This window comes from Pseudomonas baetica (assembly GCF_051216495.1).
Classification (GTDB): domain Bacteria; phylum Pseudomonadota; class Gammaproteobacteria; order Pseudomonadales; family Pseudomonadaceae; genus Aquipseudomonas; species Aquipseudomonas baetica_B.
This window is the reverse complement of record NZ_JBPKAM010000021.1, coordinates 56,354-69,901: the sequence shown is the minus strand read 5'-3', so window position 1 is coordinate 69,901 and position 13,548 is coordinate 56,354. Positions and strand designations below refer to the sequence as shown.

15 protein-coding genes are annotated in these 13,548 nt (G+C 57.3%); 9 read left to right on the top strand and 6 right to left on the bottom strand.

From position 1 onward, the window contains the following. Nucleotides 1-141: 141 nt before the first annotated feature. Nucleotides 142-1,341, bottom strand: coding sequence for a tyrosine--tRNA ligase (tyrS, locus tag ACSFE6_RS10650; protein WP_435427555.1), 1,200 nt, complete (start codon nucleotides 1,339-1,341; stop codon nucleotides 142-144). Nucleotides 1,342-1,553: 212 nt separating this feature from the next. Here tyrS and ACSFE6_RS10645 point away from each other — a divergent pair, with 212 nt between their 5' ends. Continuing rightward, on the top strand, nucleotides 1,554-2,969 hold the full coding sequence (locus ACSFE6_RS10645; protein ID WP_435427554.1) for a peptidoglycan DD-metalloendopeptidase family protein: 1,416 nt from the start codon (nucleotides 1,554-1,556) through the stop codon (nucleotides 2,967-2,969). A 3-nt stretch (nucleotides 2,970-2,972) separates the two neighbouring features. Then, entirely contained in the window at nucleotides 2,973-4,064 is a 1,092-nt protein-coding gene (locus ACSFE6_RS10640; protein ID WP_435427553.1) for an anhydro-N-acetylmuramic acid kinase, read from the top strand. A 66-nt stretch (nucleotides 4,065-4,130) separates the two neighbouring features. On the opposite strand, the gene erpA is transcribed toward ACSFE6_RS10640, so the two are convergent. Beyond that, complete coding sequence (erpA, locus tag ACSFE6_RS10635) at nucleotides 4,131-4,481, bottom strand: iron-sulfur cluster insertion protein ErpA (RefSeq protein ID WP_007906865.1); 351 nt, start codon at nucleotides 4,479-4,481, stop codon at nucleotides 4,131-4,133. Nucleotides 4,482-4,649: 168 nt separating this feature from the next. Further along, a complete protein-coding gene (gene argC, locus ACSFE6_RS10630) occupies nucleotides 4,650-5,684 on the bottom strand; it encodes an N-acetyl-gamma-glutamyl-phosphate reductase (protein WP_435427552.1) in 1,035 nt (344 codons plus the stop codon). A 135-nt stretch (nucleotides 5,685-5,819) separates the two neighbouring features. Here argC and hemJ point away from each other — a divergent pair, with 135 nt between their 5' ends. The 6 genes from hemJ to coq7 all read left to right on the top strand — a co-directional run bounded on the left by hemJ (nucleotide 5,820) and on the right by coq7 (nucleotide 10,349). Further along, complete coding sequence (gene hemJ, locus ACSFE6_RS10625; protein WP_435427551.1) at nucleotides 5,820-6,251, top strand: protoporphyrinogen oxidase HemJ; 432 nt, start codon at nucleotides 5,820-5,822, stop codon at nucleotides 6,249-6,251. A gap of 33 nt (nucleotides 6,252-6,284) precedes the next feature. Beyond that, nucleotides 6,285-7,253, top strand: coding sequence for an NAD(P)H-dependent flavin oxidoreductase (locus ACSFE6_RS10620; RefSeq protein WP_435427550.1), 969 nt, complete (start codon nucleotides 6,285-6,287; stop codon nucleotides 7,251-7,253). Between the two features lie 75 nt (nucleotides 7,254-7,328). Next, nucleotides 7,329-8,285, top strand: a complete 957-nt coding sequence (locus ACSFE6_RS10615) for a DUF805 domain-containing protein (RefSeq protein WP_435427549.1) — start codon at nucleotides 7,329-7,331, stop codon at nucleotides 8,283-8,285. A gap of 61 nt (nucleotides 8,286-8,346) precedes the next feature. Beyond that, nucleotides 8,347-9,135 (top strand): SDR family NAD(P)-dependent oxidoreductase, encoded by a 789-nt coding sequence (locus tag ACSFE6_RS10610; RefSeq protein WP_435427548.1) that lies wholly within the window; start codon nucleotides 8,347-8,349, stop codon nucleotides 9,133-9,135. Between the two features lie 80 nt (nucleotides 9,136-9,215). Beyond that, nucleotides 9,216-9,554 carry a histidine triad nucleotide-binding protein gene (locus tag ACSFE6_RS10605; protein ID WP_435427547.1) on the top strand — a complete coding sequence of 113 codons (339 nt, stop codon included), beginning with the start codon at nucleotides 9,216-9,218 and terminating at the stop codon, nucleotides 9,552-9,554. 147 nt (nucleotides 9,555-9,701) lie between these two features. After that, nucleotides 9,702-10,349, top strand: coding sequence for a 2-polyprenyl-3-methyl-6-methoxy-1,4-benzoquinone monooxygenase (gene coq7, locus ACSFE6_RS10600; protein ID WP_175387603.1), 648 nt, complete (start codon nucleotides 9,702-9,704; stop codon nucleotides 10,347-10,349). A gap of 117 nt (nucleotides 10,350-10,466) precedes the next feature. Here coq7 and speD read toward each other — a convergent pair whose 3' ends face one another. Together speD and ACSFE6_RS10590 are read right to left on the bottom strand one after the other, a co-directional pair. Next, complete coding sequence (gene speD / locus ACSFE6_RS10595; RefSeq protein ID WP_433737391.1) at nucleotides 10,467-11,261, bottom strand: adenosylmethionine decarboxylase; 795 nt, start codon at nucleotides 11,259-11,261, stop codon at nucleotides 10,467-10,469. Between the two features lie 238 nt (nucleotides 11,262-11,499). Beyond that, complete coding sequence (locus ACSFE6_RS10590) at nucleotides 11,500-11,922, bottom strand: OsmC family protein (RefSeq protein WP_008061600.1); 423 nt, start codon at nucleotides 11,920-11,922, stop codon at nucleotides 11,500-11,502. Nucleotides 11,923-12,149: 227 nt separating this feature from the next. On the opposite strand from ACSFE6_RS10590, the gene crp reads away from it, so the two are divergent. Next, nucleotides 12,150-12,794, top strand: a complete 645-nt coding sequence (crp, locus tag ACSFE6_RS10585) for a cAMP-activated global transcriptional regulator CRP (RefSeq protein ID WP_435427546.1) — start codon at nucleotides 12,150-12,152, stop codon at nucleotides 12,792-12,794. 10 nt (nucleotides 12,795-12,804) lie between these two features. On the opposite strand, the gene ACSFE6_RS10580 is transcribed toward crp, so the two are convergent. Beyond that, nucleotides 12,805-13,506, bottom strand: coding sequence for a lipoate--protein ligase family protein (locus tag ACSFE6_RS10580; protein WP_435427545.1), 702 nt, complete (start codon nucleotides 13,504-13,506; stop codon nucleotides 12,805-12,807). Nucleotides 13,507-13,548 lie beyond the last annotated feature (42 nt).

Sequence of the window (13,548 nt, the reverse complement as noted above, 5' to 3'; positions counted from 1 at the left end):
TTCAGCTTCGATGACCTGAAGCAACCTACTGCCGAAAACTGCGTAACTCGTTGTTTACCAAGGAGTTTTCCGTTTCGACTGCGCCGGAAGTGGGGCGAATTATAGAGAACTAAAATTCGCCGTCAACTCTTTATTTCAGTTTTATTCGGACTTGAGCGTAATACGCGCAAATGCCTTCTTCCCAGCCTGGCAAACATGGGTCGCACCCAGGGCATATACAAAGGAGCGATCCACAACCTCACCATCGATACGCACACCTCCAGAACCGAGCAGATCCCGCGCAACAGCCGAGTTTTTTACCAGACCTGCCTTATTAAGGACGGCGGCGATCGGCATATCCTCGGCAGCGGTCAATTCGATCTCAGGCAAATCATCCGGCAACTCACCACCCTTCATACGGTTGCCCGCCGCACGATGGGCATTGGCCGCCGCCTCCTCACCATGGAAACGCGCAACAATCTCTTCAGCCAGCTTGATCTTGATATCACGCGGATTGGCACCCGCCTCTACATCAGCACGGAATGCATTGATTTCATCCATGGAGCGGAAGCTGAGCAATTCGAAGTAACGCCACATCAAGGCATCAGGAATGGAAACCAACTTGCCATACATCACGCCTGGCGCTTCTTGGATACCAACGTAATTGCCCAAAGACTTGGACATCTTCTTCACGCCATCCAACCCTTCGAGCAATGGCATGGTCAGGATGCACTGAGCTTCCTGACCATAACCGCGCTGCAGCTCGCGCCCCATCAGCAAATTGAACTTCTGATCGGTGCCACCCAGCTCGACATCCGCACGCAAGGCAACCGAGTCATACCCCTGAACCAGCGGATAGAGGAACTCGTGAATGGCGATTGGCTGATTGGTGGTGTAACGCTTGTCGAAGTCATCGCGCTCGAGCATACGTGCGACGGTGTACTGCGAAGTCAGACGAATGAAGTCTGCCGGCCCCATCTGATCCATCCAGGTGGAGTTGAATGCCACCTCTGTCTTTGCCGGATCAAGAATCTTGAAAACCTGAGTCTTGTAGGTCTCGGCATTCTCGAGAACCTGCTCGCGAGTAAGCGGAGGACGCGTTGCACTCTTGCCACTTGGATCACCAATCATCCCGGTGAAGTCGCCGATCAGGAAGATCACCTGGTGCCCCAACTCCTGGAACTGACGCAGCTTATTAATAAGCACGGTATGACCCAGGTGCAGATCCGGCGCGGTCGGATCGAAGCCTGCCTTAATTCGCAGCGGCTGGCCGCGCTTGAGCTTTTCAATCAGCTCGGACTCGACCAACAGTTCTTCCGCACCACGTTTGATCAGCGCTAGCTGCTCTTCAACCGACTTCATAACAGACCCGCAAGGCTCAGATTCAAAGGGAACCAACCATACAAGATCGCACGTCAAATACAAGGTTTGCCCGGCGCACGGACGCCAATCCACGGATAGAGTGTCCATAGACTTGCTTCAGAGATGATTTGGTTATATTTTATACAGTTATTTCATATTCATCATGTCATTCATCTTTTCCAATTCATCTTTTTCAAAGTCAAACATTATCTATGACCAAAGAATCGTCTAAAGCGCCACCGCTTTACCCGAAGACCCATCTGCTCGCAGCAAGTGGCATAGCCGCTCTTCTGAGCCTGGCGCTTCTGGTATTTCCTTCCAGTGATGTTGAAGCCAAAAAGACGACCCTGAGTCTTGAACTGGAAAGCCCTGCTGAACAACTGACACAAGATCAAGACGCTGCCGAGGCCGTCCAAGCCACAAATGAACCAGCAGTGTCTCCATTCGCGCAGATCGATGACAGCGCGCAAGACACTCAGGAAACCGTTCAAGCCGCTCCGGCACCGGTCGCAGAAGAAAAGAAGACGCCAAACCACAGGGAAGTGATCGTCGCCAAGGGCGACACCCTCTCCACGCTGTTCGAGAAGGTCGGCCTTCCCGCCACCTCGGTGCATGAAGTGCTGGCCAGCGACAAGCAGGCCAAGCAATTCAGTCAGCTCAAGCACGGGCAGAAACTCGAATTCGAACTGGGTCCGGACGGCCAACTGATCAACCTGCACAGCAAAGTCAGCGACTTGGAAACCATTACGCTGACCAAGAATGACAAGGGCTACACGTTCAACCGCATTACCTCCAAGCCAACCGTACGCTCCGCTTATGTTCACGGTGTGATCAATAGCTCGCTGTCACAGTCCGCCGCCCGTGCCGGCCTGTCCCATAGCCTGACCATGGACATGGCCAGCGTGTTTGGCTACGACGTCGACTTCGCCCAGGACATTCGCCAGGGTGACGAGTTCGACGTGATCTACGAACAAAAAGTCGTCAATGGCAAAGCCGTCGGTAACGGGCCGATCCTGTCCGCCCGGTTCACCAACCGTGGCAAGACCTATACCGCCGTTCGCTACACCAACAAACAAGGCAACAGCAGCTACTACACCGCTGACGGCAACAGCATGCGCAAGGCGTTCATTCGCACCCCGGTAGACTTCGCGCGCATCAGCTCGAAGTTCTCCATGGGCCGCAAGCACCCGATCCTGAACAAGATCCGCGCACACAAAGGCGTCGACTACGCCGCCCCACGCGGTACGCCGATCAAGGCAGCCGGTGACGGTAAGGTCTTGCTGGCCGGACGTCGCGGCGGTTACGGCAACACCGTGATCATCCAGCACGGCAATACCTACCGCACGCTGTACGGTCACATGCAGGGCTTCGCCAAAGGCGTGCAGACGGGCAGCTCCGTCAAACAGGGCCAGGTGATTGGCTACATCGGCACCACCGGCCTGTCTACCGGGCCGCACCTGCACTACGAGTTCCAGGTCAATGGCGTGCATGTCGATCCACTGGGGCAGAAAGTGGCAATGGCCGACCCGATCTCCAAGGCAGAGCGCGCACGCTTCCTAGCCCAGAGCCAGCCACTGATGGCCCGCATGGACCAAGAGAAGGCCACCATGCTGGCTTCGAAGCGCTAAGCCATGGCGCTTTACGTAGGCGTGATGTCCGGCACCAGTCTTGATGGGCTGGACATTGCGCTGATCGAACAGTCTCCGGCGATCAAGCTGATCGCCACGCACTACATCCCCATGCCCGAATCCCTACGCACCGAGCTGCTCGGCTTATGCGCCAGCGGTCCGGACGAAATTGCCCGTTCCGCCATCGCCCAACAGAACTGGGTGAAACTCGCAGCACAAGGCATTCACACCCTCCTTGCTCAACATCACCTTAACCCTGATGACATTCGCGCGATCGGCAGTCACGGGCAGACCATTCGCCACGAACCGGCGCGAGGCTTCACGGTGCAGATCGGCAACCCGGCCCTGTTGACCGAATTGACCGGCATCACGGTAGTCTGCGACTTCCGCAGCCGCGACGTCGCTGCCGGGGGGCAAGGCGCACCACTGGTTCCTGCCTTTCACGAAGCGTTATTCGAAGAACGAACCGGCAATCGCGCAGTGCTGAACATCGGCGGCTTTAGCAATCTCAGCCTGATCGAACCAGGCAAACCGGTAGCCGGTTTCGACTGCGGGCCGGGGAATGTGCTGATGGATGCCTGGATTCACCTGCAACGCGGTGATAACTATGACCGTGACGGCCAATGGGCCGCCTGCGGCAAGGTTGAACCGATCTTGTTGAAGGCACTGCTTGGCGATCCGTTCTTTGTGACCAAAGGCCCGAAAAGTACCGGCCGCGAAGTGTTCAACCTGCCATGGCTAATGCAGCATCTTTCACAGTTGCCAACTTTCGCCACCGAAGACGTACAGGCAACGCTGCTCGAGCTGACCGTATTGACCATCGCTGAGTCACTGCAAAGCGCCCAAGCAAACACCCAGGAAGTACTGGTCTGCGGCGGTGGTGCGCATAACACCACGCTGATGAATCGTCTGGCCAGCCTGTTGCCGAAGGCGAAAGTCAGCAGCACATCCGCTTACGGTGTAGACCCGGACTGGGTCGAAGCCATGGCCTTCGCCTGGCTGGCCCACTGCTGCCTCGAAGGCATTGCCGCCAACCGCCCGAGCGTCACCGGCGCTCGCGGCTTGCGAGTACTGGGCGCTATCTACCCTGCTTGAACGCCAGACAGCAAAACGCCGCAGAGCTGTAAGGCCCTGCGGCGTTTTGATGTTCCGGGAAGCTGATCAGATCGAGAACGAAGAGCCACAGCCACACGTGGTGGTCGCGTTCGGGTTCTTGATGACGAAACGCGAACCTTCCAGACCTTCCTGATAATCCACCTCGGCACCTGCCAGGTACTGAAAGCTCATCGGATCGACAACCAGACTCACACCTTCTCGTTCGACGATGGTGTCGTCATCGGCCACTTCTTCATCGAAGGTGAAGCCGTACTGAAAACCTGAACAACCGCCGCCCGTAACAAATACGCGCAGCTTCAAGCGATCATTCCCCTCTTCATCGACCAGGCTCTTCACCTTGTGCGCGGCACCGTGGGTAAATTGCAAAGCCGTGGGGGTGAAGGATTCGACGCTCATGCTGACTATCTCCCGGCGTTACGCCGCCATAATGCGTGATGACGCGCATTATCCGCTTGTCCTAGAAAATCGGTCAACTATTGTTATGGTATATCAACCATCCCAACCGTCAGCCCGGAATGCAAAAAGGCCCACTCAACGGGCCTTTTCACTATGCGCAGTGAAGCCTTACGGCAACATGCCAGCGTGGGACAGGCCCAGTCGCTCATCCAGCCCGAACAGGATGTTCATGTTCTGAACTGCCTGGCCCGACGCGCCTTTAACCAGATTGTCGATCACCGACAATACGACCACCAGATCACCATCCTGCGGACGATGCACTGCAATACGACACACGTTGGCGCCACGTACGCTGCGGGTTTCCGGATGGCTACCAGCTGGCATCACGTCGACGAACGGCTCATTGGCATAGCGCTTTTCAAACAATGCCTGCAGATCGACAGAGCGATCCACGACTGTCGCGTAGAGTGTCGAGTGGATACCACGAATCATCGGCGTCAGGTGCGGAACGAAGGTCAAGCCAACATCCTTGCCCGCTGCACGACGCAGGCCTTGGCGAATTTCCGGCAAGTGACGGTGACCTTTGACCGCGTAAGCCTTCATGCTTTCCGACGTTTCGGAGTACAACGAACCTACAGCTGCGCCACGACCGGCACCGCTGACACCGGATTTGCAATCGGCGATGAGGCGTGAAGCATCGGCCAGGCCCGCCTCAAGCAGTGGCAGGAAACCCAACTGTGTTGCGGTCGGATAGCAACCCGGCACGGCAATCAGGCGCGCTTTTTTGATTTGCTCGCGGTTGACTTCCGGAAGACCGTAAACCGCTTCGTCCAGCAACCCTGGCGCGCCATGGGGCTGACCGTACCACTTGGCCCATTCATCAGCGTCTTGCAGGCGGAAATCCGCAGAGAGGTCGATGACCTTGGTCCCAGCCGCCAGCAACTCACCGGCCAGAGCGTGCGCAACGCCGTGAGGTGTTGCAAAGAACACCACGTCGCAAGCACCCAAGGTCTTGATGTCCGGAACACTGAACGCCAAGCCGTCATAGTGACCTCGCAGGTTCGGATACATATCAGCCACGGCCAGGCCGGCCTCGGATCGGGAAGTGATCACAACCACTTCAGCTTGCGGATGTTGTGCCAACAGACGCAACAGTTCGACACCTGTGTAACCCGTGCCGCCGACGATACCGACCTTGACCATAAACCTGCCCTCAACGAACCCACTGGAAAGCCGTCGATAATAGGGGCCGCGCGCGCCTGCGACAACCGGCAAGGTGACGACCGGAGGCTCAAGCCTCTACTATCCGGGCTACCGTGAACCTGGGGATAACTGAAAATGCTCTATCTGTGGCTTAAAGCCTTTCACATCATCAGTGTCGTGTGCTGGTTTGCCGGCCTGTTTTACCTGCCGCGCCTGTTTGTTTACCACGCGCAAAGCGAAGACACTGTCAGCAAAGAACGCTTCAGCATCATGGAGCGCAAGTTGTATCGCGGGATCATGGGCCCTGCAATGATCGCAACGCTGATCTTCGGCGGCTGGCTGATCAGCCTCAATCCGGGAGCCTATTTCAGCCAGGGTGGCTGGATGCATGCCAAGCTGACCCTGGTGGTTTTGCTGATCGGTTACCACCACATGTGCGGTGCTCAGGTGAAGCGTTTTGCCCGTGGCGAAAACACCCGCAGCCATGTCTATTATCGCTGGTTCAATGAAGTGCCCGTTCTGATATTGCTGGCTATCGTAATTCTGGTCGTCGTTCGGCCGTTTTAAACCCAATAGGCATCACTCACCGGGGAACCTCCAATGTCGCTGCCCGCTCTGCTCGAACAACGCCTGCGTTTGCCCGTGGTGGCCGCGCCGATGTTTCTGATTTCCAATCCGCAACTGGTACTCGCCTGCTGCCGCAACGGTGTCGTGGGTAGTTTTCCTGCGCTCAACCAGCGCGAAAGCAGCGGGTTCAAGGCGTGGCTAGAGGAGATTGAAGCCGGGCTGGCAACACTGGAGAACCCTGCGCCGTACGCGGTGAACCTGATTGTCCACAAAAGCAATCCGCGACTGCAGGCGGACCTGAATATCTGCATCGAACACAAAGTGCCGATCATCATCACCAGCCTCGGTGCAGTGAAAGAACTGGTTGATGCAGTCCACGGCTACGGCGGACTGGTGTTCCACGACGTGACGACTCGCCGCCATGCCGAAAAAGCCGCCGAGGCCGGCGTGGATGGTTTAATCGCTGTCGCTGCCGGTGCCGGCGGACATGCGGGGACCTGGAGCCCTTTCTCGTTGATCGCCGAGATCCGCCAGTTCTTCGACAAGACCCTGCTGCTGGCGGGATGCTTGAACCACGGCCACGAAATTCTTGCCGCGCAACTGCTCGGGGCCGATCTCGCCTACTTCGGCACGCGATTTATCGGCACCACCGAAAGCCATGCGCCTGAAGCGTATAAAGAGATGCTACTGACCTCCAAAGCGGCAGACATCATCCATACTCCAGCAGTATCGGGCGTTCCGGCGAGCTTCATGCGCCAAAGCCTGGAAGCTGCCGGATTCGACATGCTGGCGCTGCAAAACAAAGGTGAGGTCAATTTCGGCTCCAAGCTCAAGCCAATGAGCGATGAAGCCAAAGCTTGGAAAACCGTGTGGTCGGCGGGCCAGGGGGTCGGTGAAATCGATGACTTACCGAGCGTCGAGCAACTGGTGGCGCGACTTGACGCCGAGTACCGCAAGGCTCAGGAACAGTCCGTGCAACTGCAGCAACGCTGGCCCCGCTAAATTATTCGGGCCAGTCATCCCATGCTGGCCCTACCCGCCAAGTACTCAAACACTCGCGACAAGGATGCCTGGGCAATGAGCGAAAACCGTTTCAAGATCGTATTCGACGGCACGCTACTGCCGGGTGTCGATATCGCCACTGCGAAGCTTAATCTCGCCACGCTGTACAAGAGCGAAATCAGCGCCGTAGAGCGGCTTTTCAGCGGCCAGCCCGTCACACTCAAACGCGAACTCTCACAGACCGATGCACAGGCCTATCTGCATGCATTGAAGCACACCGGCATCGACGCCCGCATCGAGTCCGAACCGTCGATCGAACTGAACTTGTCGGACGTTTACCATCACGCTCCTGGAGCCATTCCGGCAGAGCCCGAATCACCTTACGCCCCACCACGGGCCATTGTCGGGGATAACGCGCCCGAGTTCGCCACTCTCAAGCCATTCAGCGTCGAAGGGCGGATCGGCCGCCTGCGTTTTCTGGCCTGGACCCTGGTACTGAGCCTGGTGACCCTGCCCATTGTCGGCGTGCTCGCGCTCATCGGCCTCGGACTGGTCAGCGGCGATTCGACCACCGGCCTGATCCTCGGCGGTATCCTGGCGTTCTTCCTGTTTCTCGCGTTCGCGATTGTCAGCATCCTGTTCACCGTTCAGCGCCTGCACGATATCGGCTGGTCGGGCTGGCTCTGGTTGTTGAATCTCGTCCCCTTCGTGGGCAGTTTTTTCCCGCTGGTGATCATGGTTGTGCCGGGCAACACCGGCGCCAACCGTTATGGCCCGCCTCCCCCTCCCAACAGCACCGCGGTCAAAGTGCTGTGTTCATTGTGGATTGTGCTCATAGGTCTGTTTTTCGTCGGTGCAATGCTCGGCGGGATATCTGCGATTCAGCAGGAGTACGAAACCAGCCTGGAAAGCAGCTACGAAAGTGTCCCGGCGGTTACCGAAGAAACTGACGTCGAAACCGAATCACCCGCAAATTCCGCCGACGATGCAGCCGAAGCAGGCCAGCCCCCTGTAGACTCTGCGCAAGAATGAACAGCGCTCCCCGCTCGTGACACCTGCGTCGCGGCGCGGAGCTGTTGCGATGGAGAACTGCATGACCCGTTACGCTCTGATCACCGGCGCTTCCAGCGGCATCGGCCTGGCCATGGCCGAAGCGCTGGCCCGGCGCGGCCGCAGCCTGATTCTGGTGGCCCGACAGCGTGATCAGCTGGAAAGTATTGCAATCGAACTGACTCAAAGGTTTGGTGTGGAAGTGTTGTTCCGCGCCTGCGACCTGGGTGAACCCCTGCGGCTGTCCGGATTTCTGCTGGAGCTGGAGGAAGGCGACCGGCAGATTGATTTGTTGGTCAATTGCGCCGGTATCGGCACTTGCGGCCCATTCCTGGCGCAGGACTGGATGACCGAACAGGACCTGATCGAAGTTAACATCCTTGCCCTCACTCGCCTGTGCCACGCCATCGGCAACAGCATGGCGTTGCAGGGCGGCGGGCAAATTCTGAACGTCGCCTCGGTCGCAGCCTTCCACCCAGGCCCGTGGATGAGCACCTACTACGCGAGCAAAGCGTATGTGTTGCACTTTTCCGAGGGATTGCGCGTCGAACTGAAGAAATGCGCGGTCAAGGTGTCGGTGCTCTGCCCGGGTCCAACCCGCACAGCGTTTTTCCGCACCGCGCAGTTGAACGCCGACAAGCTGGCAGACAGCAAGTTATTGATGAGCCCGGAGGAAGTCGCGCTCTACACCGTTCGAGCACTGGAGAAAAACCGCGCCATTATTATTCCCGGACGGCGTAACCGCTGGTTCGCCACCCTGCCCCGTTTCGGCTCACGCTGGCTGATCCGGACGATCACCGGCATGGTCAACAAGGCTTACTGCCCGCGCTGAGCCGGTTCACGGTAAAACACTGGGCTGGCGCCAGCCCCATGGGTACACTCAGGCCAGCCCAAACAACGGAGAAAACAGCTGTGGATACTCTGTTCACCAAGATCATCAACCGGGAAATCCCGGCCAAGATCATCTACGAAGACGATCAGGTTATCGCCTTCCACGACATCGCCCCGCAGGCACCGGTGCATTTTCTGGTGGTTCCGAAAAAACCGGTGCGCACCTTGAATGACCTGACCGAGGACGACAAGGCACTGGCCGGGCATATTCTGTTCACCGCCCAGCGCCTGGCCCTGGAACTGGGTTGCGAAGAAGGCTTCCGCGTGGTCATGAACTGCAATGATCTGGGCGGTCAGACCGTGTACCACATTCATATGCATGTGTTGGGTCAACGTCAGATGCACTGGCCGCCGGGCTGAGTGCAACAAAACCTGTGGGGGTGACGCACCGTTGCTCCCATGGAGGCATCACAACATTGTCATGGCAACTGCACCAGAATGACCCAGCGCAAACCTTCCGCGGCCGATTGGGTTAAACTGGCCGCCGAGATTCCTCCGGAGGTCAGCATGACTACCCAACGTCACTACTCGCCAATTGACCGCCTTCTGCTGCAAGCCGATGCCGCGATGCGTACCTTGCTGCCCTTCAGCGGCCAACCGTACCGTCCGTCCCCAGCCATCGTGCAGCCAGATGCAAAACTGAGCGACGAAGACACCCGGCACGTTGCCGGCCTGATGCGCATCAACCATACCGGTGAAGTCTGTGCCCAGGCGCTGTATCAGGGGCAGGCCCTGACCGCCAAGCTGCCGCAGGTACGCGCCGCCATGGAACATGCCGCCGAAGAAGAAATCGACCATCTGGTCTGGTGCGAGCAACGCATCAAGCAGTTGGGTAGCCACACCAGCATTCTCAATCCACTGTTCTACGGCATGTCGTTCGGGATTGGTGCAGTTGCCGGGCTGATCAGCGACAAAGTCAGCCTGGGTTTCGTCGCGGCGACGGAAGACCAGGTATGCAAGCACTTGAACGAACACCTTGAGCAACTGCCGGCGGAGGATGAAAAATCCCGGGCGATTCTCGAGCAGATGCGCATCGATGAAGAGCAGCATGCCGAAAGTGCGCTGGAGGCTGGCGGTTTTCGTTTTCCGGCGCCGGTGAAGTTCGGGATGAGCTTGATGGCCAAGGTGATGACCAAGAGTACTTATCGGATCTGATTTCCGCGTCGTTCAGCACATCGCATTCGCGAGCAGGCTCGCTCCCACAAGGAATCTGCGATAGAAATGAAAAAGGCGACTGCCGTGAGATAGTCGCCTTTTTTGTGCCTTGAAATCTTAGTTCGGCATGTTGCGTGCGTAGAAGATTTCAAGCATTTCGTGTTTCACACGCTCAGTCACCTGAGCACGCTGCTCGGCAGACAGATTGCTGGTGGCATCGCCGAACAGGTAGTTATCCAGTTCGAAGTTCTTCAGCAGCATTTTGGTGTGGAACAAGTTTTCCTGGTACACATTCACGTCGGTCATCTGGTACGCGTCGCGGGTGTCTTCGGAGAGGTAGTTCTGGATCGAGTTGATCTCGTGATCGATGAAGTGCTTGTTGCCTTCCACATCACGAGTGAAACCGCGCACGCGGTAATCCACGGTCACGATGTCCGAATCGAACTGGTGAATCAGGAAGTTGAGCGCTTTGAGCGGTGAAATCACACCACAGGTCGACACGTCGATGTCCACACGGAAGGTCGCAATACCGGCATCCGGGTGGATTTCCGGGTAGGTATGCACCGTGATGTGACTCTTGTCGAGGTGGGCCAGGATGATTTCCGGCAGTGGGCCCGGAGATTCTTCGATCTGGCTTTCGGTCGGGGTTACCGGCTCCTCCGAAATCAGGATCGTGACGCTGGCACCCTGAGGCTCATAGTTCTGACTGGCAATGTTCAGAATGTTGGCACCAATGATTTCGACAACTTCCGTGAGGATCTGCGTCAGGCGCTCCGCGTTGTACTCTTTATTGATGTACTCGACGTAAGCCTGTTGGTCTTGCGGGGTTTCCGCGTAGCAGATGTCATAGATGTTGAAGCTCAAGGTCTTTGTCAGGTTATTGAACCCGTGGAGCTTGAGTTTGCTTTTCACCGTTAAAAACTCTCTATGTATTGCGGCCCGGCCGCGTGATCAAGCATGCCCGTCAGATGCGAACGACGCACCTGCGTAGGACGGTTAACACCTCTTCGCGATGGCGATTTTGGTTGTCTGTTCGGGTGCGCGGCCTGTCGGTTGACGGGCCACTACCCTGAAAAAAGTGGCGCATTATGCAGACGTCAGCAGGGGATCGCCAGAGTCTGCACCGCTTTTATGATAGTTGAATGTCGATTCAACCCAGTTCGATGATCTCGTAGTCGTGTGTGATCTCAACACCGGCTGCACCCAGCATGATCGACGCCGAGCAATACTTTTCAGCGGACAGCTCAATGGCGCGCTTGACCTGGGCTTCTTTGAGCCCACGGCCCTTGACCACGAAGTGCATATGGATCTTGGTGAAGACTTTCGGATCTTCGGTGGCGCGCTCGGCCTCAAGGAAGGCTTCGCAGCTTTCGACCGCCTGGCGGGATTTCTTGAGGATGCTGACCACGTCGAAGTTGCTGCAACCACCAACACCCAGCAGGAGCATTTCCATTGGCCGAACACCCAGGTTACGACCACCGGCATCGGGCGGACCGTCCATGACCACGACATGACCGCTACCGGATTCGCCGAGGAACATGGCTTCGCCAGCCCATTGGATGCGTGCCTTCATCGCCAAGACTCCACTGTATAAAAAGGGTCGCCAGCTTAGCACAGGCCCATGATAGACAGCGCCGGCTTCATAGGACGCGGCCTTCAGCCTTGTAGGTAATTTCTCGAATAATGCAGGAAGTGTCTGTTAAGCTGACGTCAATTCACTGGCGCCCAGCCAGTTTTACCGTAGCGTCCGCATTTCATAAAAAAACCAAACACACCGTGCAGTCTTTTCGGGATACAACCATGGTTGCTATTGCCCCCACCCCCAAAATCAAAAACCTCGACAAGCTGTTGATGCATTGCCAGCGTCGTCGTTATCCGGCCAAGAGCAACATTATTTGCGCCGGCGATCGTTCGGAAACGCTGTTCTTCATCATCAAAGGTTCGGTCACCATCCTCATCGAAGATGATGACGGCCGGGAAATGATCATCGCCTACCTGAACGCCGGGGACTTTTTCGGTGAACTGGGTCTGTTTGAACAGGCAGGCCTTGAGCAGGAGCGCAGCGCCTGGGTGCGCGCCAAGGCCGAATGCGAAGTCGCGGAAATCAGCTACGCAAAATTCCGTGAACTGTCGCAGCAGGATCCAGACATCCTTTACGTGTTAAGCGGACAAATCGCACAACGCCTGCGCAATACCACCCGCAAGGTCGGCGACCTGGCATTCTTTGATGTGACCGGTCGCGTCGCCCGCTGCCAGCTGGAACTGTGCAAGCAGCCCGACGCAATGACTCATCCTGACGGCATGCAGATCAAGGTGACCCGCCAGGAAATCGGGCGGATTGTCGGGTGCTCGCGGGAGATGGTCGGTCGCGTGCTCAAGGACCTGGAGGAACGCAACCTGGTGGACGTCAAAGGCAAGACCATGGTGGTCTTCGGTACACGCTAACCTTGAAAATTCAAGCGTCGAACATCTGCGCCAGCATTTGCCTGTAGAGTTCCTCAAGACGCACCAGCGCATTGGGTGCCGTGAACTTCTCATGCAGGGCGATGTGGCTTTCGGCTCGCACTCGCTGCTCCAAACCACACGCTTCGTTAAAACGATTGACCGCAGCGACCATCGATTCGCGCTCGTTATCCAACAGCATTGCACCGTGCACCAGCCCTACCGGACGCTGACCGCCCTGACTCTGGCGCCAGCGCTGGGCGGTGCCGACCATCTTGCGCCCATCCAGATTGACGTTGAAGCGGCCATCGCAGAACGCACCTTCGATTTCGCCAAGCGACGAAGTGCCCCCCAACTCGTCCAGCAACTGACAGATCGGATCGCACAGACGCCGATATCCGGACTCGATGCGGTTCAGATCACCTTCGCTGCGCGGTGGGGCGTAAACCAGAGCGATATTGATCGTCGAGGCGGATTGCGGCACCGGCTCTCCACCGGTTTCGCGCAACAGCACGGGCCAACCGGCTGCCGCGGAGACCTCACAGGCGTGCTCGAATTCGGGAAGTCGATTCAAACGCCTTGGCATGACCAGCGCCCGATCGCTCGGTTGCCAAAACAGCAGACCGAACTCAGCGGGGCCGGCACAGACCGAGGCCAACAAGTCCTGTTCGGCTTGCAGACCGGCTTCGATGGTCAAGGAGAGAAGTGAGGTCATAAGCTATTCCGTAGGACTTGAAGTCTGTGGTGCATCTTATGC